A 25,594-nucleotide genomic window follows, 5' to 3' on the forward strand; every position below is an offset into this window, starting at 1 on the left:
ACGGCCCATTTCGTCTCACTTGAATATACGTTTTTGCCCATGCAAAAACACCTCCGTTTTCAGTACTTGTAATAAGTGTACCATTTCGGAGGTGTTTTATATTGTCCCATTTAATTATGTTAGTCTACTCAAAAGTTTTTGAGTCTGCCTTTTTTTGATTTCATTTATTCAACCTTTGCAAGTTTCCATTCTTATCCATTTGAAATTTAACTTTGTCTTCATTCCCTTGCAACAGAGCCATTTTTCTTGCTTTTTCAAAGATAGCTAATAAAGATTTGTGATCTTCTTCAAGGAGAGTGAATTTTTCTTCATATTCTTTCAATCCCATTTCTGCTCCCCTAAGCTTTTCCTGCAGCTGTGAGATTTGTTCATGAAGTTGACTGTTTTCATTCCTTACTTTCTCTTCATTCCGAACAGCTTCCTCAGCCTTTTGGAGATACTGTATCATACTTCCCATTGAGAAGGTTTCCGGTGCTGCAGCTAGTTCCGTTGAGTTTTCTTCCCTCTTCTCTTCCTGCTTTTCTTGTATCGCCTTACTCAAGGGAGAGTGCTTCTTGGCGTGTTTCCTCTGCGTTTTGGCGAGTTCAATTCCAGATTTATATTGTTTACGAACAAACGAATTCCAACGAAATCCGCATGCAGCGGATGTTCTAGATAGCTTCTTCCCTACTTCTTCAAACGCTTGCAGCTGGGTACCACCTTCACGTATGTGGCGCAATACCACTTCTGCTAGCAATACATCTTCATCCTGGCTCCAAGCATCCTGTCTATTTGAAGACATTTCCATCCCCCCTGTTTAATCAGTTTCTCCATACATATGCTCTTACTAGAGAAGATAGAATCAGCATCACTATTTTTTACCCTCAAAAAAAGAACAGGCTTTCTTTCGGCCTGTTCCTCTTGACTATGTATGATTTAGTTAGAAAAAAATTGATCCACTGCTTCGTGATGCTCATCACGTGCCCAGAGCTTAGAGCATTGTTTTATTTCCCCAATAATATTCTCTTCTATTTTTTTCTTATCCCACTTAGAAAGAAGTTGATGTTTATATGCCTTCAAGACCCCTGCAGGTTTTGATGTAATCATTTTAATAAGTGGACTGTTATATAAAGGGTCGATATCATCCACTAATTCATCAATAAACCCCATTTCATTAAGGACTTCTGCTTGTTCCAGACGCGCTGTCATTAAAAGAGAAAGGGCAGAAGACACTGGAATTCTTTCTAGAAGCAATGTCCCTCCTCCCCATCCGGTGGTGATGGCAAGATTCCCCTGAACAAACCCCATTTTTGCGGTTCTTTTCGCAATTCTGAAATCACATGCAGCGGCGATTTCACACCCTCCTCCAATCGCAGTTCCATTAATAAAAGCAATCGTAGGCTTCGGCAGAAATGCCAGTTTCGTAAGTAAACCACCCATCTTACTGAGCATTTCATAGCTTTCATTTTCAGTTTTCAGATTATGAAACTGAGATAAATCTCCTCCGGAACAAAAAGCCTGTTCCCCACTTCCAGCTATGAGAAGTGCTTTCACATGATTGTTTTGAACGCTCTCTTCTATTGCCTTCCCGAGCCCTTCCATGACTTCATAGCTCACTGCATTTCGCTTTTCAGGGCGGTCGATGATAAACTTCAATAGCCCTTTATCATTCATATGTAGTAAATATTCTCCCATTTCATAATCCCCCTGTCTTACATTTAGTGTATGGTTTTCTGATGAGGATGAACAGACCTTTCTTCTCAAACGACAAAAAAAACGTGAAGAGCCATGGTCTCTTCACGTTTTTTTGAGGTGTAAACGATTATTTGTTTACAACTTCTTTTCCTTTATACGTTCCGCACTCTTTACAAACACGGTGTGCCAATTTCATTTCACCACAGTTTGGGCATGCTACCATACCAGGTACACGTAGTTTGAAGTGTGTACGACGTTGTCTTTTTGCTGTTTTAGAAGTTCTTCTAAAAGGTACTGCCATTCTTCCCACCTCCTTAAAAGAGATTCATACTCATTATGAAGCCAGTCGAGCTGGTACTTCGCTTTTAAGAGTTCTTGTTTTGATCAAGAAGTTTTGCTAAATCAGCGAGTCGAGGATCGACTTTTTTCTCTTCCTCTTGTTCGACTTGATAAGCCTGTTCTTCCGTCATCACTTCCCAGTTCTTTCCGGAAGGCATCTCATCTTGTTCTCTCGCTTCATCACTGATTACTTGCATCGGAATCTCAAGTAATAGCAATTCTCTGATAGCCGGTTTTAAATCAATAACATCACCTTGTATACGATGTACTTCCTCTTCCTCATACTGATCATAATCAGCTTCATTTAGAAGATACGTCTCAATTGTATTGATGTCAACTGGTAAATCGACATCCACAAGGGTTCTTGAGCAAGGTAATACTAACTTTCCTTCTATATGAAGATGAAAAGTGACACGGCTTGAACCGATATCTGCCTTTCCGGACACCCGAATAGGTGAGACTTCTATAATTTGTGGATCGACTTTTTTCAGTTCGTCCAAATTAATCGTTTCGTCTATGGAAAGTCCCTTGTCTCTAAATTTTTGTAATTGTATTATTGACCATTTCAATGTAATCACCTCAAGGCAACAAAGGTAATTATAGCTTTCATAATACCGTTTGTCAATATTTTTTCTTTACACTCTTCACAACCATAGTGTTGTAATTATAACGTTTAAATATAAGGTCTTTCAAATATTTTATAAAATTCATTGTGGTTCTTTCAGAACAATTGGAAAGTCGTAGTGTATACAAAACACGGAACGTTCATTTCCCCTCGCAGGCACAAGACTCCTAGGGGAGGAAGTCGAGCCTCATCGGGCTTTATGCCATGCGTGGTCTCGATCTTTCCGCTTTTTCCGTCAGGAGTCAAGTGCCTTCCGGTACACCCCACTGTTTGCTCCATGTTTCATATATAATCATAAGATGACCAAACAAAAACATAGCCCCACTTATCAATAGATTGTTCCCAAAAATAATCTATTTGTTTGCTATTAAACTAATCCTACGTATTTTTCCCCTTTGCTCTACTTTTCCCATAACAAAAACAAATTAATACAACCCGAAATTCCTAATGTAGAATCAGAAACACCACTCCAAAAATAAAAAAGTTGGTTTTTCAAATATGTTATATTTATTTTAGATCTTATGAGAAAGTCATGCCACAGAAATTGATTGGAGCGGAAGGTGCTCGAATCCTGCAAGAACAGTTGGACAGGTAAGACCCCGGAGGCACTGTTGGAGGCTTACCGCCCGCCCCCGGAAAGCGAGCACCTGGAGTGGAAATCAACTACTGCTCTTTCTTACAATATAAAAATAGGAACAATCCAAATATAAAAAGGGGAGAATCTATATCATTCCCTTATATAATGAACATCATAAGCATGATTATAGATTTAGAAGGGGGATTCTTATGAGAGCTACTGGAGTTGTTGTAGAATATAATCCATTTCATAACGGACATTTACATCATTTAAAGGAAACACGGAACACAACAGGAGCCGACATCGTGGTTGCTGTGATGAGTGGTCATTTCCTTCAACGGGGGGAGCCGGCACTCGTCTCCAAATGGGCTCGTACTAAAATGGCTTTGGATGCCGGGGTGGATGTTGTCATTGAGCTACCATACAGCTTTGCCACACAGCATGCTGAAATTTTTTCAAGGGGAGCCATTTCACTTCTTGATCGTGTTGGATGTGAGAGCTTTTGCTTTGGAAGTGAAGATGGGGGTATTGATGCTTTCGAGAAAACCATTCAATTTATTCATACAAACCAAGAGCAATACGATCTCTACATACGGGAATATATTCAGGAAGGTATGAGCTATCCATCAGCTCTGGCTAATGCCTTTCAAAAGTTGGGGAATCAAAAATCTGTCATCGATTTAAGCAAGCCTAACAATATATTAGGATTTCATTATATAGAAGCAAAGAATAAACTAGCTTCATCATTAAAGGCGTATACTATTACTCGTGAATCCGCCGGTTACCATGATGAACATTTCTCTTCTCCTTCGATTGCCAGTGCAACCAGCATTCGAAAAAGTATTTTTAGCACGGAGAAACATCATGAACTCAGTTCATATCTTCCAGACAGTTCCGTGCAAGAACTATATAGGTATAAAAAAGAATACGGTGGCTTTCACAGGTGGGAGAATTATTGGACGATGCTGCAGTACAAGCTTCTATCTTCCTCAAAGGAAGAACTAAGGGGTATCTATGAAATAGAAGAAGGGATAGAAAATAGGATGGTAGAGTGTGCAAAAACATCCACCTCCTTTGAAGAATTCATGAACAAACTTAAGACGAAGCGCTATACATGGACGCGCCTACAGAGAATGCTCCTTCATATTCTAACCAATACACAGAAAGAAGAGATGAGGGGCAGGCACCATTCCCCAAGTTACATCCGCCTGTTGGGAATGAATAAAAGTGGCAGAGAATATATCCATTCCAAGAAAAAGAACTTCACACTTCCTTTGATCAGCAAGCTATCCAGTGCGGATCAAAAAGCTGTCCAATTGGATATTCAAGCTGCGGAAATCTTTTCACTGGGTCTAACGGATACCGGATCACGAAAAAAATTACTTCGCCAGGAATGGTCGCAACCTCCTGTCATGATATAGACCCACAAGATGATCATGAATAAAGAGGCTGCCTCCTAAAAACAGGGCAGCCTCTTTATTCATTTTTCGATCGATTTCAGGAAGGTCAGTGCTTCATCAAATGTTTTCACTGGAATTACTTTCATTTCGGTACCGATATCTTCAGCTGTTCTTTTTGCAGCAGTGTAATTGGATTCAAAATCAGGATATTTTTCCTTCATTTCCTTCGTAACCGTTTCATCTGGTGCAAGGAAGTATTCTGCACCCGCTTTGTCTGCCGCAATGATTTTTTGTTCGATGCCGCCGATTCGTCCGACTTGCCCATCTTCAGAAATCGTTCCGGTCCCTGCAATTCTATGCCCTTTTGCCAGGTCTTCCTTCGTTAATTGATCATAGATTTCCAAGCTGAACATTAATCCTGCAGAAGGGCCTCCTATCTCCTCAGTCTTAAGCTTTACTGGTGGATCGGTAATAATTTCCTTATCATCGCTTAACGTGATACCGAGACCAATCTTGTCAGGCACATCCGGGAAAGCTTTGAGGGGGATCGTTTCAACCTTCTCCTTTTCACCTCTGATGTACGTGATATCCACTTTATCCCCTTTTGTCTTTCCACTTACATAGTCAATGAATTCTTGTGACGATTGAAAGGTTTGACCGTCGATGGCTGTAATCCGGTCACCGGGTTTGAGAACTTTTTCAGCAGGCATGGAAGGATATATATTTAATACATAGATTCCTTTATATTTGTATTCAAATGGTTTGCCTGCTTTTGTATATGCCACTTCAATAGCATGGCTTTGGGAATTATTCATGAGCTGAAGCTGACGAAGATTGTATTCCTCATCACTTTCATGTGGACTCCTGATTTCCTCGACGGGAAAGATATATTCATATTTCCTTATGCTCGCCATTAGATAGGCATATATATTCGCCCTTCCCATTCTTACGGTGGTAAGCATCAGTTCCCCATCATCTTCATATCCATTTTCAACGTGGACGATGGGATCGAGTTCATGTGCACTTCCAGGTTTCGTTACATAGAAAGGAAGATAATAAAAAGAAGTGGCGACCATGATGATGGTCATGATGACCAAGGTTCTTATTAACGTTTTTGTTTTCATACTCTTTACTCCTTCCAATTGTCTAAAGCTTCCTGAATTGAAGGAATAACCTTCTTCGCTTCATCTTCCCCCATGTCGATGATTTCTTCAATATTTTTAAAAGCTCTGGTGCTGTACGTTTCCACATGGGGTCTGATCATGAAGTCAGAAGCAAATTCCCGGTGTGCGACGATTTCTAATTGAAGGATATCAATGCTTTGCATGATCACGTCATAAATGGTTGTGATTTCTGCATTTCGTTTTACATGTGATACATCGACTCCTATAACAATGTCCGCCCCCATTTCTTTCACAACCGAAACCGGGACACGGTCGATGACGCCGCCGTCAACCAATAGACGTCCATTTATCTTTTCAGGTACAAAGATACCGGGTATGGCAATACTTGCCCGTACAGCACTTGAAATAGGCCCGGAGGTGAAGATGACCTTTTCCCCATTCGTAATATCCGTAGCCACGACGCTCACAGGAATATTTAATTCCTCAATATTTTTATTATGAGTAAAAAGCTGAATGAACTCCTTTATTCTTTTCCCTGAAATAAACCCCATTTTCGGAACGGTAAAGTCCAGGTAATACTTTCTTCTGAATGTGGTGGAAAGCTTGTATAGGTCCTCCATCTTGTGACCCACCCCATAGAAACAACCAACAAGCGCACCCATGCTGCTGCCAGCTATCATATCAACCGGTATTTTCGCATCATCAAATGCCTTTAATACACCTAAATGGGCAAATCCCCTTGCGCCACCCGAGCCGAGGGCTAATCCAATTTTCGGTCTGTTCATGCCCTTCCCCCTTTTCCCGAGTTATCGGTCTATTCATCATATGGTCTATTTCGATTATGTATGAGTATATTGAATAATATGAGGACAAGTTGAATTAATCTCATTTTATCATTCTTTTCCCGTTTCACAAGGAATTGAGATAGAAGGATCTTATTTCATAAGGGGAGGAAGTCCGGTTGTTTAAATCTAAAATCAAGACCTTGGCTTTATCCATCAGTGTGACGGTGTTTGCCACATCTCTCATTTTGATGCCAGGTGAATCTCTTGAGGCATCCATTAGAGGCTTGGATATGTGGTGGGAAATCGTCTTTCCATCTTTATTGCCTTTTTTTATCGTATCAGAGATGTTAATCGGGTTCGGAGTGGTCCGGTTCATAGGAGTCTTGCTCGAACCCTTGATGCGGCCATTATTCCGGGTCCCTGGAGTTGGCGGATTTGTGTGGGCAATGGGAATGGCATCTGGATTTCCCGCAGGAGCTAAACTGACGGCACGTTTACGCCAAGAAGAACAAATTACAAAATTGGAAGCAGAACGGCTCGTTTCGTTCACAAACTCTTCCAACCCCTTATTTATTTTCGGGGCTGTATCTGTGGGGTTTTTTCAAAATGCTACACTTGGAATCGTGTTAGCTGCCGCTCATTATATCGGGAATATATGTGTGGGAGTCGTCATGAGGTTCTATGGGGGCAAAGAGAACAAAACAATCAGAGACAGCTCAGCTAAGAAAAAAAGCTTCATCCTAAGAGAAGCCTTTTCTGCACTTCACCAGACAAGACTTCAGGACAAACGCCCAATAGGAAAACTACTGGGTGATGCTGTCACTTCATCTATACAAACCTTATTGATGATCGGCGGCTTTATCATATTATTTTCCGTCATTAATAAAATGCTGTATCATCTGCACATTACGACCTTTTTTGCAGAAGGTTTATCATCTTTATTTATACTGCTTCAATTACCGGACCAGTTAAGCATCCCTTTCATTTCAGGGTTATTCGAAATCACCTTAGGGTCCAAACTCACAAGTAGTGTAGCTGAGGCCACCCTCCTTCATCAAGCGATAATCACAAGCTTCATATTAGGATTCTCAGGCTTCAGTGTCCAGGCACAGGTGGCGAGTATACTTGCAGAGACAGATATACGATTTAAACCTTTCTTCTACGCCCGATTTGTCCATGGTCTAGCTGCATCTGTCACTACTATAATTATATGGAAACCCATTTATGAGAGATTTTCCGACGAGCAGCTTTCCAATGCGATACCCGTATTCGCCAGACACAACGACGCTTTTTGGACCGACATGCTCTATTGGTTCAAGACAGTCGGTCCCATAATCACTATTTCCAGTCTGATTTTGTATATCATTTTGTACACACGAAAACAAGTGTAAAAAAACAGGGTTGATCTCTAAAACCTCTACTTTTCACAATAGTGAAAAACAGAGGTTAAATAGTAGATCAACTCTGTTTGCTTTTACCCTTCATATTTCTTCTTTAACGATTCTTCCACTCGCTCAGGTACCAGCTCAGAGATATTGCCTCCGTATTTTGCCACTTCCTTAACAATACTTGAGCTTAAGAATGAATACTGGTTATTCGTCATAATAAAGAAAGTCTCTATCTCATCGTCAAGCACCCGGTTCATAGACGTGATCTGCATTTCGTACTCAAAGTCCGATACCGCACGTAATCCCCTTATGATTGCCTTTGCATTGACATTCTTCGCATAATCGACTAATAAACCTTGAAACGAATCAACTACCACATTAGGTATATCCCTTGTGACTTCCCGAATCAGTTCAATTCTTTCTTCAACCGAAAAAAGTGGTTTTTTGGAAGAATTATTTAATACTACAACATAAATTTGATCGAAAACTTTGGCACCCCGTGTAATAATATCTAAATGTCCGAATGTAATGGGATCAAAGCTCCCAGGACAAACTGCTATGCTTGGCATTTTCTTACCTCCTGGCTCTTTATCGTAATCCTTAATCATTCTCCCCTGGAAAAAATCGAGATCCTGATGATTCCATAGGTCTCTTCCCGCACTTTATTCAAGCTTCCAACTTTTTCTTCTAATGTAATTTCCGATCCATGCTCACACATGACGTAACCGCTTTCATTTAAAAGGTTGTGTTCATCGATGAATGCCAGGAGTAGCTGAAGCTTTTGCTGTTTGTATGGAGGATCCAGAAATATATAGTCAAAAACCATTTCTCTTTTTACTATCGCCTTTAATGCTCTCGTGGCTTCATTGCGGTAAACTTCACTTTGAACCAGTAGATCACAGTCAGCAAGATTGGCCTTAATGGTTTGAAGTGCTTTTTGATCCTTATCCACGAAAATAACCGAATCAAGTCCACGACTTAACGCTTCAATGCCAAGTCCACCACTTCCTGCAAACAAATCCAACCCTGTCCCTCCTTCAAAATAGGGACCTAACATATTAAATATCGATTCTTTCACCTTATCTGTAGTTGGCCGCGTTCCATTTCCAGGAACAGCTTTTAACGGCCTGCCCTTTAACGTACCTGATATGACTCTCATAATCATCCACCATATATGTATTTTTTCTACACTATCCTATCATATCTCGACACATATCGCCACATTCTTAATTTGTATTAAAAATGTATAAAATCATTGTGATAGGTGATAATGAGAGTAACAGCATCCTAACTGATGTTGTTGCCAACCGCGGAGAAGACTTACGATTCCCCATAAGTTCTTCCTCCGGTTTCTCCTCTCCCTTTGCCTTCTTTCCAGAGATGGATATAGAAGGACCCTGCAGAATGTTCTGCAGGGCTTTTTACATTTCTTTTGCAATCTCGATCGCGTTATCCTGTTTGATGACTTCCACATCAAACAATTTTTCAAACCAGTGGATATCCATATAAATGGAACCCTCTATCCTTTGAACTGGTTTTACTAATAATCCATAATTTTCTTCATTATTAATAAAATAGTCTTCATCTTCATAGAACCTGAATGTTTTCCCATTCACTTTGCTTAGATATACGCCGGGCCCGATTTCATTCACCTCTATATCTAATGCCTGAACCGCCTCTGGGAACTGAATGAATTCTTTTTGTTTATAAGAAATGTAGGATAACTTCCTTGATTTCTGGTTGATCATAATAGGCATATTTGCTTTTAGAATAAGCTTGGGATTCTCTTTCCCCTTCACACTTTCAGCAAAAAAAGTGGATGTAAATCCTGTCACTTTTCTGACTGCATCATCCAACATGATAGTATCTACCGATTGATTATTCATTTTTTGTTTAAGATCATCCCACTGTAACGGGTTCAGACCTTCTTTTAATTGTTTATATGCCCATGCAGGTTTGGAGTTATAAGGAGGCTCATTATCCTGGATGCCAACAACCAATTCCTTCAACCATGCTTCTTCGTCTCTTGAAGACAATGCTTGATACATTAAGTTTTTCCTTATATTTTTCACTTGCTCCCCGGAAGCATTGCTCATCACAATCAGGTGAGGGGATTGAAAAGGTTTCAATTTTTTCGTTATGATGACGGTCACAAATCCTTCGTCAGATTCGAACGAAGCGAACGCATCAAATTCGGCCAGATCCCCCTCCTCAGTCAGCACCCTTACATTCGAAGATCTTCTCTCTTTCCACGCTCCTGTAGTCCAAACTAAATCTGAAGGTTCCCCCCGGCCACTGAAGAAATAGTAATCGATATAATCCAGTTTCTTATTGCTTGACGATTGATAGCCCGATATCCATTTTCCGTTCCTAAGGGTCTTTTCCGTTAACTGTATATCCGTGTTTATGGTTGATACATCAGAAAGTACAGGATACCAATCCCTTAATTGCACACTGTCAGCTTTCATCGACCGCTCCATTGAATAAGTAATGGTGATTTCCTGAGGGTCACGATTTAAGGTGCTTACATAAAATTCACCGTTTTCTTTCGTCAAGCAATTGTTTTCTTCTTTATCTTTACAAGCAAAGTCCTCTGCTTCCACCGGCCAATGGATCAGAATGGGATCTGAAGAAATTGTTGTCGGGAAGTGAATCGACTGAGTCACCTGAAACCTACCATCTTTATGGATGATTGAATAGGATTGATTCACCTCAACAACACCGGATTCACCGGCACTTTCTGTCGTAAACCCCATCCATTGGAAGAAAAGGATAACAGAACTAACAAGGATCATCAAAAAACCGAAAGTGAATACAAATCGTCTCATACTATACTCTTACCTCCGTTTGCTACTTAAAGAATAGCAGAAGTGCAAGGATAATAGTGGTACATTTTTGTGAAATGACCATCTTTTTAACAAAATGGCCAACTCCTGATATGATCAACATTAGAATCTTTACTTATGACTAAAGATTTGAAATAATAAGGAATTGATTAACTCGGTAAGAAAAGGGGAATAAAACAATGATTCAACGATTTATTGAAATAGGGGAAGGATATTCAGATATTTATGAACTACTGGAGTTGGCCAAAGCGAATAAAGAACGTCTGCAACATATGCTCGCATTCCACACCATTGTGAAAGACCGTGCTGTCACCTCTCTGGCTCTTGTAATGAAACCGACAGAACAGGGGAAATTCCAAGCCATCTATGTATGCAGGGAGGGAATTCCAAACCCGCATATCACACCGAACCAGCGCTACTCCCTATTTGAGGAAACTGCCGAAAAGCTCGACAGGGTGATTATCCAAATGGATGTAAAGCCTTCCACTCTCTTTCCGGAGAATGCCCTTTATTATCAACATTTAATCGCTATACTGCGATTAAATCATTATATCCTGCCGTTACAGTAATAAAGTGTGACAAATAATGAGCAGCTTTTCAAAGGGGTTTGCTCTAGTCATTTCAATGAAAAAAGCTGCCAAAACAACAATCTTTGGCAGCAATTACTAAAATCCCATTTTGTAATCATATTCCTTCGCTTTATCCGGTCGGGAATTTTCAAAAACGGACTTGATAAATGGTTTAAAGGAAGGATCTACTCTTTTCACATAGGAATAAGTAGAGATTCTTTCCATCACAGAGTCAATTTCTTCCTGATTACAATACAACACAACATATTTCATTTTCTTTGATACATAGTGAACATTCCCAAATCGCCTAAGGGACTTAGCATGCTTCAAACTATGTAACCAAACCACTAAACCTTGTCTTTCTGTTAACATAACGTTTCCCCTCTAGGAATCACTTTTTTTTAAGTCTAGCATAATATTGCAGGGGTAAGCAATATGTAAGGGGATGAACATTCATTAAATTAAGCATGAAGTGAACACTACATACTGAAGTAAAGAACGGAGGTGCACCATGGACTTGAATGTGATTTGGGACTTTTTCATCGAACACCTGAACGGGGAAGACGGGGTTGAAGAGGCCCATGTGAAATGGAGTGCAGGCATTCCATTCATCTATATCCGCTCCAAGAAAGCGAAAGGTGATATTGAGTACTGCATCAGGAAATGGTCTTCTAAAGCTATGCGGGGAAAGAGACTACATTCTGATACCATCTTTTTCAGGGAAGAGGGATCATTATATGTCTATCGCCACCGGTTCTATGTTCCACAGGAAAAAATGTTTTGCTGTGGGAACCTCTGTGTGGATTGTGTTCGGTTAAAGCAGTAGGTTTTAATCCTTAAAAACAAAAAAGAGCAGACATAGTCCGCTCTTTTTTCATACAATTTAAGCTGAACACCCGCAGCTTCCGCCTGAGCCACAGCCTCCCCCACAGGATCCTCCACCTGAGAAGAAAGGATTCCCTGACGGAACCTTTACATTTTTAGAAACGGAATGTCCAATAGTGAGACTTACCTGATCAAGGAGATCTTGAAGCTCATTTTCAGCTCGACGGAATTCGGCCACATTTTCATCAAGATCCATTTCCCTTTTAACTTCACGGATTTCTTTCATGATGGTTTTATAATCAGGATGGTACCGTCCGAAACGCTGTACTTCTTCATAACTCTCCTTCATCCTGGAAAAGGTTTGTACCTTTCGTTGGGTCTCAGAGTTGTTGCGAAGTTTATATAAAGACTTACGATAATTTTCTGCCACATCAGATTCAAGAATCCACTGAGATAACTCGTCAGCTGAATCCAATATTTCCATTCTTTCTATAGTAGCAAGCATAATGCCCACCTCCGTAACATTATTTTAACATGTTTAACGGAAGGAAGCGAATAGGCTTACTCATTTTTTGAGATCAGATTACCCATTTGTCTGCCACCGAACATTTCACTGTAGTGGATTAGATTGTGTATTATTGAATCGTCACATAGAACTGCTTTTTCATTCCTAAGGATTTGTTATTCTTTCCCACGATTTCGATGTTAAGAAGATGAACACCTTTGGGTAAACCTTTAACGACAAAAGCCGCAGTATGGTATTCTTTATACAAGTTCCCCGTGTTGGAACGAACGACAATCTTCCCTTTTTCCGCTCCTTTTTTTTCTGAAGTAAAGGTGACACCGGGTACTATACATTCAATATACACTTGGTTTCCTTGCACCATATGTTTGATGGAAAGGGGCTTTTGCTCAGAATTGGCAGCTTCGACCTTCTTTGTAAACGAGAAACTTTCGGGTTCAGGCATCTTCTCCTTACATCCGCTTAATAAAATGACCAATCCGATGGTAAAAATAATTTTTTTCATTGTCTACACCACTCCTTACCTTTAGACTTGCCCAACCTCTTCCTTTTTTACTCAAAATAAGTAGGGAACGTTTTTCTTAAAGTAAGGAGACAAAAAAATAGTACCTTAAGCATCGGCACTATTCATGGATTGAAACATACTGATCATCATGGAAGCCATCTGGACTCCGTTCGAGAATTTTTGTACTCTATGTGGAATCGTTTTCTGGAAATGATTAATGGACGCAATCTCGAATTTTTCTAATTCATTGGGATTTCGGGAAAGTGTACGGTACCACTCGGGTTGATCTCTAAGGAATAACTTCAAATCTTCTTTGGAATATATATATTCAATAATGTCTGCTCTCATTTTTTGACCTCCTAATCTTTTCGAAAAGAGAAAGGATGGGAGGGCTTGGATGGCGCTTCCGTTTTAGCCGCTGTCCCTGATTCCCTGTTACTCCCTGATTGAAATTGACTAAGTACCCCTTGAACTGCACCAAGCGCTTCACTTAAGCTGTTAATATGCTGCTGCATTTGATTAGCATCCATTTTCTTCACCATTTCTCCCACTTGATCCATCCATCCCCCCTTGCTTTCCGGAGTAGTAGTGGAAGGCTTTTCAGTCGCTGCTTCATTCTTATACTTATCCCACCTTGTGTCATCTTCCCCAAGCAAATACCAGTCTTCAAAAAGATCTTGCCAATTGGCATCTCCATTTCGAACCTCTTTTACGATTTTCGGATGCTTTTTCACAAATCCTTTAAATTCTTTGACTTTAGGGTGTAATGATTTCCCCATAATATGAACACCTCCATTACAGGCATCTACCTATTACACTTTATGAAGAAATGAAAAGAATGGTGATACATTCCTTTTTGTAGTAGTATTTACATGTATATTGGCGTATTCGTGACCTAACAGTTATCGAGGCCAGGAATACTAATAAAGGATGTATGAGAATGAAACAAAAGGTACAAGAATTATTCAACGAATGCGTTTTAGAAGCAACTGATGAGGATCTACTGATTATGAAACAGTTGCTTGAAGGCATACAGCGGAAAAAAAGGAGCGAAAATGCATCGATCATTGGCGGGATTTTCGCTATGGACAGGATAATGAGGGACGGAAAGTTAGAGATAAGCATCCCTATTACACCAGTTACACATAATTCCTTGGAGATTGTTCATGGTGGTGTAACAGCCACCCTGGTAGATACAGCAATGGGAACCTTGGCGAATATGTTGCTTCCCGAAGGATATGGCGCTGTAACAACAAACTTAAATGTCCATTACTTGGCGCCCGGTGTAGGTGAACGCCTGACTGCCCATGCGACAGTCGTTCATCAAGGAAGCAAAACGATTGTCGTGGACGGGAAAGTAGAAAGTTCTGACGGTAAGATTGTGGCTCACTCAACAGGTTCCTTTTTTATTTTCAAAAAGAAGCAATAAACATGAAAGGTGGATTCTCCATTCATTCTCGGAGAATCCACCTTCCTATTCTTCATCTTTCATCTTCTCAATGAAATTCTGGGTATAAAATCGTTTATATACCCCCACACCAAGATGAGTAAAATTCTGCTCCAACAGGATCTTCCGGTGACCTTCTGAATTAAGCCAGCCATGAACGGCTTCAGGTGCATCCGAATACTGGGATGCGATATTTTCTCCTGCTGCCTTAAAACGGACATCTCCTTGTTCCAATCGCTGGGACAGATCCCCAAGGGTTGGGGAATCATGGGAGAAGTAATCCTCCTCATACATTTCTTTACTGTGTCCTCTAGCTACCTGGGCCGTTTCTTCATCCCACAGCAGAGTATCTTCTTCAAATTGATGCCTGATTACGTTTGTTATATCATAAATTTGCTGCTCACTGGCGGTGTTCACCTTATCCCACTCATCTTCACTCGGCTCCATTTCCTCCGCCAATTCACCTCGATACATCATTTCGTAAGGATGCATCTCAATCAGTGTCCTGCTATTCAGAAAACGGATACTCGTCAGCCTGCCTGTGAATTTATCTAAATAAAGCTGAGCATAGATATTTCCCAATGGTACCAGGAGACGCGTGTTCAGATCTTCTTCGTTCAGTTCAAATTGATAGGAACCGGAATCATCGTTAACAACTATCTCCGAATCGACTATAGTAAAACGATAAATATCTTCCAATCGTTGACCAAGCTTATAAGGAGCTACATCCACCTGGTTCCCTATTGCGTAGAGGGTAACCACTTTATGATTCACAACGCCCATTTGTATGTATTGTTTATTCGAAATTGGGTAAACCCACCATTCATACCCATATGAGCTCGGTTCGACTCTTCTTGGATCTCCGAATGCCTCTTTTACCTTTTTAGTGTCTTTGCCTATCCAAGTGGATAAACCGGAAGTTGGTCTTTCCCCGGGTTTCTCAATCGTTTGATTCAATTGATTATCTTTGTTTTCCTTAAGAGTTTGGGTTTCTGGTCCTTTTAATGGTTCATTTTCCTGCTTTTGACCTTGATAAATACCAATAATTAAAATAATGACAAGAATGATCAAAATACGCAAAACCGTTCTCAGAATTTTCCCTCCTCTCTACTTTCTCTATGAATATATGCCCATGTTACTAGAAATAGTATAACACTAAAGTTGATTCTAAAAATTGTGTCTCCAATAAAGAATAGCATATTTTTCTTGGTTCTAAAACTGACGTACTCTTCCAAACCTCATTGATCAACAAAACAGGGATGATCATGTCTCAAAACATGATCATCCCTTTCAAATTAAAATGGTTTATTCCTGAAGTTGGATTCCGAGATATTTTCCAATGCCACATATGCCTCTTTACCCAACGATTCCCTAATCGCAAGATCGCCTAGGGAAATCATACCTACTAAACGCTCCCCTTCCACGATGGGAAGTCTTCTGATCTGATTTTCAGCCATGATATGTGCAGCTTCTTCAGCTGACCCCTCAGGATTCGCAGTAATAAGGTGCTTGCTCATAATATCTTCTACCTTCGAAGAAGCAGGATGTTTTTCAGCAATACAGCGTAGGACGATATCCCGGTCCGTCATCACTCCCACGATTCTTTCTCCATCCACAATAGGGATAGATCCAATATTATGTTCTTTCATTTTAAGTGCGACCTCATATACATTGTCGAGTAGCGAACATGTCTCAACATCCTTTGTCATAATATCCTTAATTTTGGTCATCATGATCCTCCTCCTGCAATGAACATTTCATCTTCTATTTTTCAGCTTTCTCATGAAAGATATTCACCTTTTAAAAAAATCACCTTATTCAAATGATTCAAGACATTGCAAGATAAAGTTTTTTCCACTATTATTAAGGATGAGAACTACGCATTTAGTATCAATGTACATACACCGATATAAATGCTTCTACCATACGGACAGCATGAGTGTAACTGAATCTCGGATATTCACATGCAAGCCAATATAGGAGGAATTAATATGCGTTTTGAAGCAAATGAATTTGAAAGCTTAAAAGTTGATTTAAACCGATTGGACGAAATCATGGAATCTCACGGGTTGGTCCGTGCAGGTCAATGGGATTACGAGCGGGTGACCTATGATCGTAAATTCGAAATCAGAGAAGGCATTTTCTATTTACGGATTCAAGGTCTAGCCGTCGAAGGAGATATCGGAAAGCATGACGCTGTAATTCAATTAATGACTCCACTACTAGGGAAGCATTACTACCCCCACGGAGTAGAATACGGTGAAGGTGAAGAGTTCCCTAAACATCTTATCACTTCTTGTGAAAAACTCTTGGCGGATGTAAAAAAAGATGCAACAAACTTTGCTTGGTAACACACCTTAAAGAAAAGACTGTCTGACTTACAGACAGTCTTTTCTTTAAGGTTTTCCCACAATTTTCTTTTCATTACAATCCATTCTATATCACATTATGCTATGGATTAATGGATACAAAACCTTCAAAATTTCACTTTCTTCCCACTGTTCTTTCTTCTCTGACTCTAATATAATAATAGTAAGAGGTTCCTGTTAGAAAGGGGTACACAATTGTCCAAGTTTTTCACTAAAAAAGTATTGATGATTTCATTGATCATCATACTAATAGCCTTAATCGCATTTTTTATTCTTCCGGTCTCCGTAACATTGATTACTGCGATCATCACCGCTCTCTTTCTTGAGCCTGCTGTTGCTTTTATCCAAAAACGCTTCTCAACAAAACGGAGATTCGCGGTTCTTTCCGTTTTTATTCTATTTTTGCTTCTTATTAGCGTTTCCTCGTTTTTCATCACTACTAAAGTGGTCGGGGAAGGAATCAAGCTTATCGAAGATGCACCAAAATACGTCAATCAATTAAGCGATATCTGGCTCGATTATGAAGATAGATTGTTGAATGCAACGGAGGACCTTCCTGATGAATTGGTGAAGAGCTTCAGCGAAGACGTTCAAAGCTTTCTAAACAGCGGCAAAACAAAGATTCTTAATTCATTCAACATCGAAAGAATTAGCCTGTTTCTGTCCTATATACCAAATTATTTAGTGAGCTTTCTCGTTTACTTAATCGCTTTATTTCTATTCATGCTGGATTTGCCACGAATCAAGAAATCCATTTATGGTCACCTGAAAGAAAGAACAGCTGAGAAAGTGACCTTCATGACGTCAAGACTCACCTATGTCATTTTTGGATTTTTCAAGGCGCAATTTCTGGTCAGTATCATCATTTTTATCGTATCCTTGATCGGACTTCTTTTCATCGCTCCTGAAGTGGCGATCGTGATGTCGATCATCATTTGGATAATTGACTTTATCCCACTGATCGGATCCATAGTTGTGTTGGGTCCCTGGGCAATCTTCCATCTATTGACTGGAAACCTCGCACTCGGAACCCAATTAGCCGTACTGGCCGCCATACTGTTGATCATCAGAAGAACCGTTGAACCGAAGGTAATGGGAAGCCATATCGGATTGTCCCCCCTTGCTACACTGATTGCCATGTATCTCGGTCTTAAGCTTTTTGGAGTGCTCGGATTCATTATCGGGCCGTTGTTACTCATCGTGTTTAACTCTGCAAAAGAAGCAGGTCTCATTAAAACAAATTTCAAACTGTAAAAGGACAAATCCCGTTTGAACGGGATTTGTCCTTTTTTATCATGCATAACCTTTTCACAAAGATTATTGATATTAAAATAGTAGCGCTGACCATTTCTTTTGCCACGACCGTTCTTACGCAGGGTTTACTCAGTTCCGCATAACAAATTTAATAGGTTTTATTTAATAACCGAGTATCGCTCTGATAACAGAGGTTGTCTCTCCGCCTTTGTAAAAAACGTAAAGAAGCAGATATACGGCAACGCCTGTGATGGCTGTGAAGAACCATATGAAGCTCGTAATCGGTCCAAGCTTGCGATGCTTCTTCAACTGGTCTTTATAACCAGTCCAGAGGCTCAAAATGCCAAATACGGCACCTGTTGTGGCTAACGTAATATGAAACACCAGGAAAATCGTATAATAAACCTTTATCTCATCAGGGCCGCCAAATGATGTGTTCCCGACAAAGATTGTCCTGCTTAAATAGATAACGAAAAAGATAAGGGCAAAGATTCCTGCAAGTGTCATCGTTTTCTGATGCTGCTCGATCTTTCGCTGTTTAATCTGCCACCAGCCTATCGCAACAGTAACAGCACTTAATACGATAAAACTGGTGCTAATGGTAGGTAAAATAGGTAAATCCATCTCGTTTCCTCTCTTTTCTAAAAAATTCTAACAGGTGCCATCCACGAGCCTGTTAAATGAAAACTATGTACATACAGGAATAACAACACTTCCTGTTATCCCTGTATCCCTTTTATTGCTCAGGCAGAGTGGATTCTGGAATGGGATCATAGGAAACCTTCTCCTGCTGCTCCTGATCCTTCCTATACCATTGGAAAAACAAATTGAACAGGACCACTCCAAACACAATCTCCTGAATTATTTTCATCAGGACCCCGCCGAGCTGTTGATCGTTTAAAGTTGACATAGACGTAAATAACTCCGGTCCAGTCAGGGTCAATCCTTCAAGTGTATTCACAGGCACACAAAGAGATAGCGCTTTGAGCCATTCATTTGGATCATAATAGGTAGCATACATCGGGTTTTCTGCAAAGATGATCAATCCGCATGCCGGAGTCAGTAACACAGCACTCCCAAGTATATATCCAATTCGCTTTAATCCACTTAACTCAATATCTTCATCCGCAGGGTTGATTAATGGCCACCACATGAATACGGCTAGAATAAATAAAGTAAATGTAGCAATTCCATGGAGTGTGACGTCAGTACGTACATTATCGAAAACTAACGGAATATGGTAAATTGAAAAAACAACGTTAAATGACAATAATGATATTAACGGTTTTGTCATAAAACTGAAGATCTGTTTTACAACGGGTAATTCAATCGTGGCTTTCCAAACCCAATCCGGTATGCCCAATATCAACAATGGGGTAAAGACGAGGAATAAAAAAGCCATCTGCGTCATATGGGCAGAAAACAATATCCCACTGAGAACCTCTACCGGTGACCCCTTGATAGCGTAAAGCAGAATCATCGAAACAAGGAAAAAAGCGGCTTCTTTACCAGTCAGCTTCTTGTTCTCTCTAAAAATGCTCCTCCACTTTATCGTGATCAAAAAATAGAGTACAGTCATAAACACTAACGTCATGAGAAAAAACGGGCTCCATAACGCCATAAAACCAAAAATACCTAAAGGCATCTTCTCACCTCATTTCACAATTAACACCTACCCCCATTATACTGACAACCCTCCCCCACTTCAACGTAAGGTCATGACAAGTTCTTGACAATTAGAAAAGCGGAGGGGCTTTGCTCAGAGGCGACAAGCATATGGCGAACCATCCGGAAAGGCGCTTTTTGCCTTTTTGGATGGTTTGACATATGACCTCGAGCCTCTAAGCCCCGGAGCTGGACAACAAGAAAAGCGGAGGCGGGTTGGTCAGGCCCGACAAGCACATTCCCTATATTCAAACCATAATCAAAAAAAGTCAGCCGTAGCGGCTGACTTTTCTTTAAATCCATACAATTGTTAAAAATGTTAGCACTGTGATAAATGCAACAAGTGCACCAGAATACAGGAACAATGAAGGTGCTTCATGACCTTTATGACTCATATGCATGAAGTAATAAAGTTGAAAAATGAGCTGAACGACTGCTAGTAAGAGGATAAAAGGTACAATAAAGTACTTATCGAAATCCCCTGCCACTGCAATAAATGCCACTAATGTTAAGAAAATCATTAGCATGAAGGAAGTTAGCTGCATTTTCATGTCTTCTGCATTCTTCTTACGACGATATTCGTAATCTACACTTGGGTTACCTGAAGTTGATTGTTGATTCGCCATCAGTTTATCCCACCATTCCCATTAAGTATACTACTGTAAAGATAAATACCCATACAACGTCGATAAAGTGCCAGTATAGAGAAGCTAAGTAGAACTTTGGAGCGTTGTATAGATTTAATCCACGTTTTGCATTACGAAGCATTAAGCTGACGATCCAAAGAAGACCGAATGCAACGTGTCCCCCGTGGAATCCTACGAGTGTGTAAAAGGCAGAACCAAATGCACTACTAGTGAAAGTATGCCCGTATTCGTGTACGTAATGATTAAACTCGTAAATTTCTAATCCAAGGAATCCTGCACCGAGAAGAACGGTGATTAATAACCAGGCCTGCATCCGTTGGAAATTATAGTTTTTCATGTGATACATCGCGTACACACTCGTTAATGAGCTTGTTAAAAGAAGCATCGTTGCTAAAAACGAAAGTGGTAAATCAAAAAGATCGGTTGTTAGTGCATGACTATCACTGGGAACTCTGTTTTTAAGTGCCAAATATGTTGCGAAAAGTGAACCAAACAGGACCGTTTCTCCTCCAAGGAAGAACCAGAATCCCATAAATTTATTCTTCCCCTCAAGGGTAGCCTTTTCAGGGGAGGCCGGCCAGGTCTTTGGCGTGAATTTTTCTTCAGCGTGCATTATGCCTTACCCCCTTTATCGTCATCCATTAAATCTTCCTTATGCACATGATAACCATGGTCATCAACTACAGAACGAAGGAACATGGATCCCAATGTGATCAACATACCGATGATCAGTACCGGTAATGCCCAAGCCTTATCATCCACATGATACATTGCACCGAATGCTGCAATGAATAATCCAAGTGAGATAAAGAATGGCAGAATCGAATTATTCGGCATATGAATATCCCCGATAGGTTCAGCAGGAGTCAATCCTTTGTTCCCTTCCATTTTCTCTAACCAATAAGCATCCAAACCACGGATAAGTGGCGTTTGCTTAAAGTTATAGAAAGGTGGTGGTGATGGAATCGCCCACTCAATGGTACGTCCGTCTCCCCAAGGGTCATTGGATACCTTCACACCTTTAACCTGTGTGGAAATGATATTGATTACATAAACGATTACGGCAACACCCATGAATCCTGCACCGATGGAACTGATTAAGTTAGCCGTTTCGAAGCCTTGACCAGGCAAGAACGTCCAAACACGTCGCGGCATTCCCATTAGACCAAGGAAATGCTGGATGAAGAACGTTAAGTGGAATCCGATAAAGAATAACCAGAAAGCGATCTTCCCTAAGAAATCATTTAACATTGTTCCAAACATTTTTGGCCAGTAGTAATGAGTACCAGCTAACAGGGCAAATACTACACCACCTACGATAACGTAATGGAAGTGGGCAACAACGAAATACGTATCATGGAATTGATAATCTGCTGCTGCAGATGCTAACATGATTCCCGTTACCCCACCGGCTACGAATGTAGGGATGAAGGCTACTGCGTAAAGCATTGGAGTAGTAAACCTCAAACTTCCTCCCCACATGGTAAGAAGCCAGTTAAAGATCTTAATACCTGTCGGAACGGCAATGGCCATTGTAGCAACGGCGAAGATAGCATTTGCTATCGGTCCCAAACCAACGGTAAACATATGGTGAGCCCATACCATGAATCCTAAGAAACCAATCAATACGGTTGCAAATACCATGGATGAGTAACCAAATAAGCGTTTTCTTGAGAAGTGTGGAATGATTTCCGAGAAAATTCCGAATGCCGGTAATACTAGGATGTATACTTCAGGGTGACCGAAGATCCAGAAGAAGTGTTCCCAGATAATCGTGTTCCCTCCATTCGCAACATCAAAGAAATTCGCTCCAAACATACGATCGAATAACATTAAGAACAGACCCACCGTCAAGGCTGGAAATGCGAATAAAATAAGTGCCGATGTAACAAATACAGTCCAGGTGAACAGTGGCATACGCATATAGGTCATCCCCGGAGCACGCATATTAATGATGGTCACAAGGAAGTTGATACCCCCTATCAGTGTCCCCGCACCGGCAATCTGTAACCCTAATACATAGAAGTCGATTCCATGACCGGGTGATGCCATGGAAAGTGATGCGTAAGATGTCCATCCTGCATCAGGCGCCCCTCCCATAAACCATGAAAGATTCAGGAATACTCCTCCTAAGAAGAATAACCAGAACCCTAATGAGTTTACGAATGGAAACGCAACGTCACGAGCACCGATTTGCAGTGGGACAACGGCATTCATGAATGCAAATATTAAAGGCATGGCAGCCAAGAATATCATCGTTGTACCGTGCATGGTTAATAATTCGTTGTATAAACCCGCACTAACAAAATCATTGTTAGGAACGGCAAGTTGTATACGAATGATAAGAGCTTCTAAACCACCGACAAGGAAGAAGAATCCCCCTGCCATTAGGTAAAGGATGGCGATCTTTTTATGGTCTACAGTTGTCATATAGTCCCATACTGTCGCGCCGAAGCCTTTTTTCTGTGCATAGCTACTCACGATTAAACCTCCCTTTTACTAATCCCCAATTAATCTTGAACCTTTAAGCCCATTAAATACTCTGCAAGTGCATCAATTTCTTCTTCCTGCAGGTTACCATATGTACCTGTCATTTTATTACCAGGTTTGTATTGCTCAGGATCAGAAATCCAGTTTTTCAACTCTTCTTCATTATGATCTAATACGCCGGCGATACGTGAACGTTCACCGAAATTAGATAAGTTTGGAGCAAGTCGGGCAGACTCAGGTCTTCCATCCTGTGGAGATACCGCATGACAGCTTAAGCATTTTTTGTTAAAGATTTCTTGTCCTTGCTGCGCTAAGTCAGAAGTCGGTTTTGGTTCTCCTGCATTTTTCATATCTTCAACCCAAGCTGTAAATTCTTCTTTAGGAAGCGCTTTAACTTTAAAGTCCATCAAAGCATGTGAAGGACCACAAAGCTCGGCACATTTTCCATAGAACAATCCGCCTGCCTCTTTGGATTTATCCCCGTCAAATTCAAGGAAGAACTTATTCACACCGTCTACATTTGTATCAATCTTTCCTCCTGCTGCAGGAATCCAGAATGAATGTTTTACATCTGAAGCCGTTACATTGAAGTAAACCTTTTGATCCGTTGGGACAACTAAATCCTGAGATGTTATGATTTTTTCATCGGGATATTCAAATTCCCACCAGTAAAGGTTGGCGCGAACATTAACGACTAATGCCTCACGATTCCCGTCTGAATCTTTTTTGTCCATTGCCTTGGTATCCGCTAACTGGAATGTTGCCGTAACGGTAGGCACAGCCAGAATTAGAAGCAGGATGATTGGAATAACTGTCCACAAAATTTCAAGTGTGTGACTTCCTTCTACCTGTTTAGGGATTTTTGTATCCCCTTTCTTTCTACGGAAACGAACGATCGCAACCATATAGACAACCATGACGACAATGATGACCAATACCATAATTAATGTAGCAAGTATCATCAGATCGTATTGTGTCTGTGCTACTTCGCCAGCTGGCTGCAATGTGGAGAGAAATGGCTCTCCACAGCCAGAAAGAACTAGCGCTAACATTGCTACAATTGAAAATAAGCGCCACTTAGATAGCCTTGCTTTCATAGCTTAATCAAACCCCTCTTTCATGTAATGTACTTTTGAATAAAACAAGGACCCATAAAAATATCTATTTGGATTTCTTATCAGAAAGAATTCCCACTAATCTTAAAGTACCGTAACGATGACCATCGCTACGAACAAGATAGTCAAGTAATTTAATGAATAGACAAACATAAGCTTTGACCACTTAATATCGTCTTTCATTTTGTAACCTGCCAATCCAAGTGCCAGCCAGCCAATGTTAAAGGCAGTTGCCAGAATAAAGAAGAACATCCCGAGATCCATTAAGAAGAAAGGAAGTGGCAACAGTGCCGCAACCCATGCTACGATATGGTGCTTCGTCGTCCCGAATCCCTTCACTACTGGTAGCATTGGGATATTGGCTGCTCTGTATTCTTCCACTCTTTTCATCGCTAACGCGTAGAAATGGGGAGGCTGCCAGATAAACATCATTAGAAATAGTACCCACGCGACTACATCAAGGTTTGCATCTACAGCTGCCCAACCGATTAATGGCGGAACCGCACCTGAGATACTCCCTACAATCGTGTTACTCACATATTTTCTCTTTGACCACATTGTATATAATACAACATAACTAAATACCCCGATCAGTCCGATGACACCTGCAGTGATGGTTGTCATAAATAACATGATGAGACCGACGGCAATCATGATTAACCCAAGGGTCAATGCCTTTGGTCCATTAATTTTACCTGTTACGGTAGGACGTTCCTTCGTTCGTTCCATCAAGTGATCGATGTCCCGATCATACACATTATTGATGGAGCAGGACCCCGCTATAATAAGGGAAGAACCAATTAACGTGAGAAACATGATATCCAGGGAATTCAGAAAGTGTGTATTCGTAAAATAAAAAGCTAACCACATACCTGTAAAGGTTGTAATTAAATTAGAATTAACGATCCCGATCTTAATGAGTGCCAAAAAATCTTTCCAAGCAGTTGAAGCTGTCACATCTACTTTTTCAACGTCTGTCATCATTCGACTGTTAGACATTTTCTCTCTCCTCTCTATAAAAAGCAAGAGGCTTGCTGCCACCTCTATACTATATAGGAAATGATTAACTATTTCTATATTCATCTGTAAATTCATCCACAGATAAGAAATAGTATATATGCTATCAATATTATATTAAACCATATATTTTTTCCTTTTTGGGGGAGAATTAGACAATTATGTGAAGAAATTGTGAAGAAAGAAAGACGCAGATGGTTCTTCATATTTCTACAAACATTTTAATCCCATCATACCATAAAACCGGGCTAAGCGCTTACAGATTTTGTTTTTACGCAAATTAGTCCTTCCCTACTATTACTATTCACTATTCTCCTAAGATAAATGCTCATAATTCTGTAACATTTTATCGGTTGAGTTTTTCAAGCCTTTTATGTAATATCGTAGGGGCATATATATTTTTCTACTAT

At 40.3% G+C, this 25,594-nt stretch carries 30 protein-coding genes; 7 read left to right on the forward strand and 23 right to left on the reverse strand.

Annotation, left to right across the window (positions count from 1 at the left end; all coding sequences use genetic code 11):
• Nucleotides 1-160: 160 nt before the first annotated feature.
• The 4 genes from BAA9072_RS21520 to BAA9072_RS21535 form a co-directional block, all read right to left on the reverse strand.
• Nucleotides 161-781: an RsfA family transcriptional regulator gene (locus tag BAA9072_RS21520; RefSeq protein ID WP_201716665.1), complete on the reverse strand. Its 621-nt coding sequence runs from the start codon at nt 779-781 to the stop codon at nt 161-163.
• Nucleotides 782-915: 134 nt separating this feature from the next.
• The gene (locus tag BAA9072_RS21525; RefSeq protein ID WP_201716666.1) at nt 916-1,674 is read right to left on the reverse strand and encodes an enoyl-CoA hydratase/isomerase family protein; all 759 of its coding nucleotides are present in this window, start codon (nt 1,672-1,674) and stop codon (nt 916-918) included.
• Nucleotides 1,675-1,801: 127 nt separating this feature from the next.
• Complete coding sequence (gene rpmF, locus BAA9072_RS21530; protein ID WP_044337494.1) at nt 1,802-1,975, reverse strand: 50S ribosomal protein L32; 174 nt, start codon at nt 1,973-1,975, stop codon at nt 1,802-1,804.
• Between the two features lie 64 nt (nt 1,976-2,039).
• Nucleotides 2,040-2,582, reverse strand: a complete 543-nt coding sequence (locus BAA9072_RS21535; RefSeq protein WP_201716667.1) for a YceD family protein — start codon at nt 2,580-2,582, stop codon at nt 2,040-2,042.
• A gap of 842 nt (nt 2,583-3,424) precedes the next feature.
• Here BAA9072_RS21535 and BAA9072_RS21540 point away from each other — a divergent pair.
• Nucleotides 3,425-4,636, forward strand: a complete 1,212-nt coding sequence (locus BAA9072_RS21540; protein WP_201716668.1) for a nucleotidyltransferase — start codon at nt 3,425-3,427, stop codon at nt 4,634-4,636.
• 59 nt (nt 4,637-4,695) lie between these two features.
• Here the strand turns inward: BAA9072_RS21540 and BAA9072_RS21545 are convergent, their stop codons facing one another.
• Nucleotides 4,696-5,739 (reverse strand): SepM family pheromone-processing serine protease, encoded by a 1,044-nt coding sequence (locus tag BAA9072_RS21545; RefSeq protein WP_201716669.1) that lies wholly within the window; start codon nt 5,737-5,739, stop codon nt 4,696-4,698.
• Nucleotides 5,740-5,744: 5 nt separating this feature from the next.
• The gene (locus tag BAA9072_RS21550; protein WP_201716670.1) at nt 5,745-6,524 is read right to left on the reverse strand and encodes a patatin-like phospholipase family protein; all 780 of its coding nucleotides are present in this window, start codon (nt 6,522-6,524) and stop codon (nt 5,745-5,747) included.
• 176 nt (nt 6,525-6,700) lie between these two features.
• On the opposite strand from BAA9072_RS21550, the gene ylbJ reads away from it, so the two are divergent.
• A complete protein-coding gene (gene ylbJ, locus BAA9072_RS21555) occupies nt 6,701-7,915 on the forward strand; it encodes a sporulation integral membrane protein YlbJ (protein ID WP_201716671.1) in 1,215 nt (404 codons plus the stop codon).
• An 83-nt stretch (nt 7,916-7,998) separates the two neighbouring features.
• On the opposite strand, the gene coaD is transcribed toward ylbJ, so the two are convergent.
• The 3 genes from coaD to BAA9072_RS21570 form a co-directional block, all read right to left on the reverse strand.
• Nucleotides 7,999-8,481 (reverse strand): pantetheine-phosphate adenylyltransferase, encoded by a 483-nt coding sequence (coaD, locus tag BAA9072_RS21560; protein WP_201716672.1) that lies wholly within the window; start codon nt 8,479-8,481, stop codon nt 7,999-8,001.
• Between the two features lie 35 nt (nt 8,482-8,516).
• Nucleotides 8,517-9,071, reverse strand: a complete 555-nt coding sequence (gene rsmD, locus BAA9072_RS21565; protein ID WP_201716673.1) for a 16S rRNA (guanine(966)-N(2))-methyltransferase RsmD — start codon at nt 9,069-9,071, stop codon at nt 8,517-8,519.
• Nucleotides 9,072-9,333: 262 nt separating this feature from the next.
• Nucleotides 9,334-10,740, reverse strand: coding sequence for a hypothetical protein (locus BAA9072_RS21570; RefSeq protein WP_201716674.1), 1,407 nt, complete (start codon nt 10,738-10,740; stop codon nt 9,334-9,336).
• A 197-nt stretch (nt 10,741-10,937) separates the two neighbouring features.
• On the opposite strand from BAA9072_RS21570, the gene BAA9072_RS21575 reads away from it, so the two are divergent.
• A complete protein-coding gene (locus tag BAA9072_RS21575; protein WP_201716675.1) occupies nt 10,938-11,327 on the forward strand; it encodes a DUF7147 family protein in 390 nt (129 codons plus the stop codon).
• Nucleotides 11,328-11,423: 96 nt separating this feature from the next.
• Here the strand turns inward: BAA9072_RS21575 and BAA9072_RS21580 are convergent, their stop codons facing one another.
• A complete protein-coding gene (locus BAA9072_RS21580; protein WP_201716676.1) occupies nt 11,424-11,699 on the reverse strand; it encodes a YlbG family protein in 276 nt (91 codons plus the stop codon).
• Nucleotides 11,700-11,838: 139 nt separating this feature from the next.
• Here BAA9072_RS21580 and BAA9072_RS21585 point away from each other — a divergent pair, with 139 nt between their 5' ends.
• A complete protein-coding gene (locus BAA9072_RS21585) occupies nt 11,839-12,153 on the forward strand; it encodes a hypothetical protein (RefSeq protein ID WP_201716677.1) in 315 nt (104 codons plus the stop codon).
• A 57-nt stretch (nt 12,154-12,210) separates the two neighbouring features.
• Here BAA9072_RS21585 and BAA9072_RS21590 read toward each other — a convergent pair whose 3' ends face one another.
• The 4 genes from BAA9072_RS21590 to BAA9072_RS21605 form a co-directional block, all read right to left on the reverse strand.
• Nucleotides 12,211-12,657 carry a YlbF family regulator gene (locus tag BAA9072_RS21590; protein ID WP_201716678.1) on the reverse strand — a complete coding sequence of 149 codons (447 nt, stop codon included), beginning with the start codon at nt 12,655-12,657 and terminating at the stop codon, nt 12,211-12,213.
• A gap of 130 nt (nt 12,658-12,787) precedes the next feature.
• Nucleotides 12,788-13,180 carry a membrane lipoprotein lipid attachment site-containing protein gene (locus tag BAA9072_RS21595; RefSeq protein WP_201716679.1) on the reverse strand — a complete coding sequence of 131 codons (393 nt, stop codon included), beginning with the start codon at nt 13,178-13,180 and terminating at the stop codon, nt 12,788-12,790.
• A gap of 105 nt (nt 13,181-13,285) precedes the next feature.
• Entirely contained in the window at nt 13,286-13,528 is a 243-nt protein-coding gene (locus BAA9072_RS21600) for a YlbE-like family protein (RefSeq protein ID WP_201716680.1), read from the reverse strand.
• Between the two features lie 11 nt (nt 13,529-13,539).
• Nucleotides 13,540-13,959 (reverse strand): YlbD family protein, encoded by a 420-nt coding sequence (locus BAA9072_RS21605; RefSeq protein WP_201716681.1) that lies wholly within the window; start codon nt 13,957-13,959, stop codon nt 13,540-13,542.
• A 161-nt stretch (nt 13,960-14,120) separates the two neighbouring features.
• On the opposite strand from BAA9072_RS21605, the gene BAA9072_RS21610 reads away from it, so the two are divergent.
• Nucleotides 14,121-14,609: a PaaI family thioesterase gene (locus tag BAA9072_RS21610; RefSeq protein WP_201716682.1), complete on the forward strand. Its 489-nt coding sequence runs from the start codon at nt 14,121-14,123 to the stop codon at nt 14,607-14,609.
• Nucleotides 14,610-14,654: 45 nt separating this feature from the next.
• Here BAA9072_RS21610 and BAA9072_RS21615 read toward each other — a convergent pair whose 3' ends face one another.
• Both BAA9072_RS21615 and BAA9072_RS21620 read right to left on the reverse strand, forming a co-directional pair.
• Nucleotides 14,655-15,707 (reverse strand): CAP domain-containing protein, encoded by a 1,053-nt coding sequence (locus BAA9072_RS21615; protein ID WP_230980968.1) that lies wholly within the window; start codon nt 15,705-15,707, stop codon nt 14,655-14,657.
• A gap of 215 nt (nt 15,708-15,922) precedes the next feature.
• A complete protein-coding gene (locus BAA9072_RS21620; RefSeq protein ID WP_201716701.1) occupies nt 15,923-16,357 on the reverse strand; it encodes a CBS domain-containing protein in 435 nt (144 codons plus the stop codon).
• A 261-nt stretch (nt 16,358-16,618) separates the two neighbouring features.
• Here BAA9072_RS21620 and BAA9072_RS21625 point away from each other — a divergent pair, with 261 nt between their 5' ends.
• Nucleotides 16,619-16,978, forward strand: coding sequence for a YugN family protein (locus BAA9072_RS21625; protein ID WP_201716683.1), 360 nt, complete (start codon nt 16,619-16,621; stop codon nt 16,976-16,978).
• A gap of 213 nt (nt 16,979-17,191) precedes the next feature.
• Entirely contained in the window at nt 17,192-18,250 is a 1,059-nt protein-coding gene (ytvI, locus tag BAA9072_RS21630) for a sporulation integral membrane protein YtvI (RefSeq protein WP_201716684.1), read from the forward strand.
• Between the two features lie 162 nt (nt 18,251-18,412).
• On the opposite strand, the gene BAA9072_RS21635 is transcribed toward ytvI, so the two are convergent.
• From BAA9072_RS21635 to cyoE, 7 genes are all read right to left on the reverse strand, one after another.
• Nucleotides 18,413-18,874 (reverse strand): DUF420 domain-containing protein, encoded by a 462-nt coding sequence (locus BAA9072_RS21635; RefSeq protein WP_201716685.1) that lies wholly within the window; start codon nt 18,872-18,874, stop codon nt 18,413-18,415.
• 112 nt (nt 18,875-18,986) lie between these two features.
• Entirely contained in the window at nt 18,987-19,895 is a 909-nt protein-coding gene (ctaG, locus tag BAA9072_RS21640) for a cytochrome c oxidase assembly factor CtaG (RefSeq protein ID WP_201716686.1), read from the reverse strand.
• A 313-nt stretch (nt 19,896-20,208) separates the two neighbouring features.
• On the reverse strand, nt 20,209-20,541 hold the full coding sequence (gene ctaF / locus BAA9072_RS21645; RefSeq protein ID WP_201716687.1) for a cytochrome c oxidase subunit IVB: 333 nt from the start codon (nt 20,539-20,541) through the stop codon (nt 20,209-20,211).
• Nucleotides 20,542-20,545: 4 nt separating this feature from the next.
• Entirely contained in the window at nt 20,546-21,175 is a 630-nt protein-coding gene (locus tag BAA9072_RS21650) for a cytochrome (ubi)quinol oxidase subunit III (protein WP_034755953.1), read from the reverse strand.
• Complete coding sequence (ctaD, locus tag BAA9072_RS21655; protein WP_230980969.1) at nt 21,175-23,043, reverse strand: cytochrome c oxidase subunit I; 1,869 nt, start codon at nt 23,041-23,043, stop codon at nt 21,175-21,177. The genes BAA9072_RS21650 and ctaD overlap by 1 nt, the downstream gene beginning before the upstream one ends.
• A 29-nt stretch (nt 23,044-23,072) precedes the next feature.
• Complete coding sequence (gene coxB, locus BAA9072_RS21660) at nt 23,073-24,149, reverse strand: cytochrome c oxidase subunit II (protein WP_201716688.1); 1,077 nt, start codon at nt 24,147-24,149, stop codon at nt 23,073-23,075.
• Nucleotides 24,150-24,251: 102 nt separating this feature from the next.
• On the reverse strand, nt 24,252-25,166 hold the full coding sequence (cyoE, locus tag BAA9072_RS21665; RefSeq protein ID WP_201716689.1) for a heme o synthase: 915 nt from the start codon (nt 25,164-25,166) through the stop codon (nt 24,252-24,254).
• Between the last annotated feature and the right edge of the window lie 428 nt (nt 25,167-25,594).

This window comes from Rossellomorea arthrocnemi (assembly GCF_904424705.1).
GTDB classification, from domain to species: Bacteria; Bacillota; Bacilli; order Bacillales; family Bacillaceae_B; genus Rossellomorea; species Rossellomorea arthrocnemi.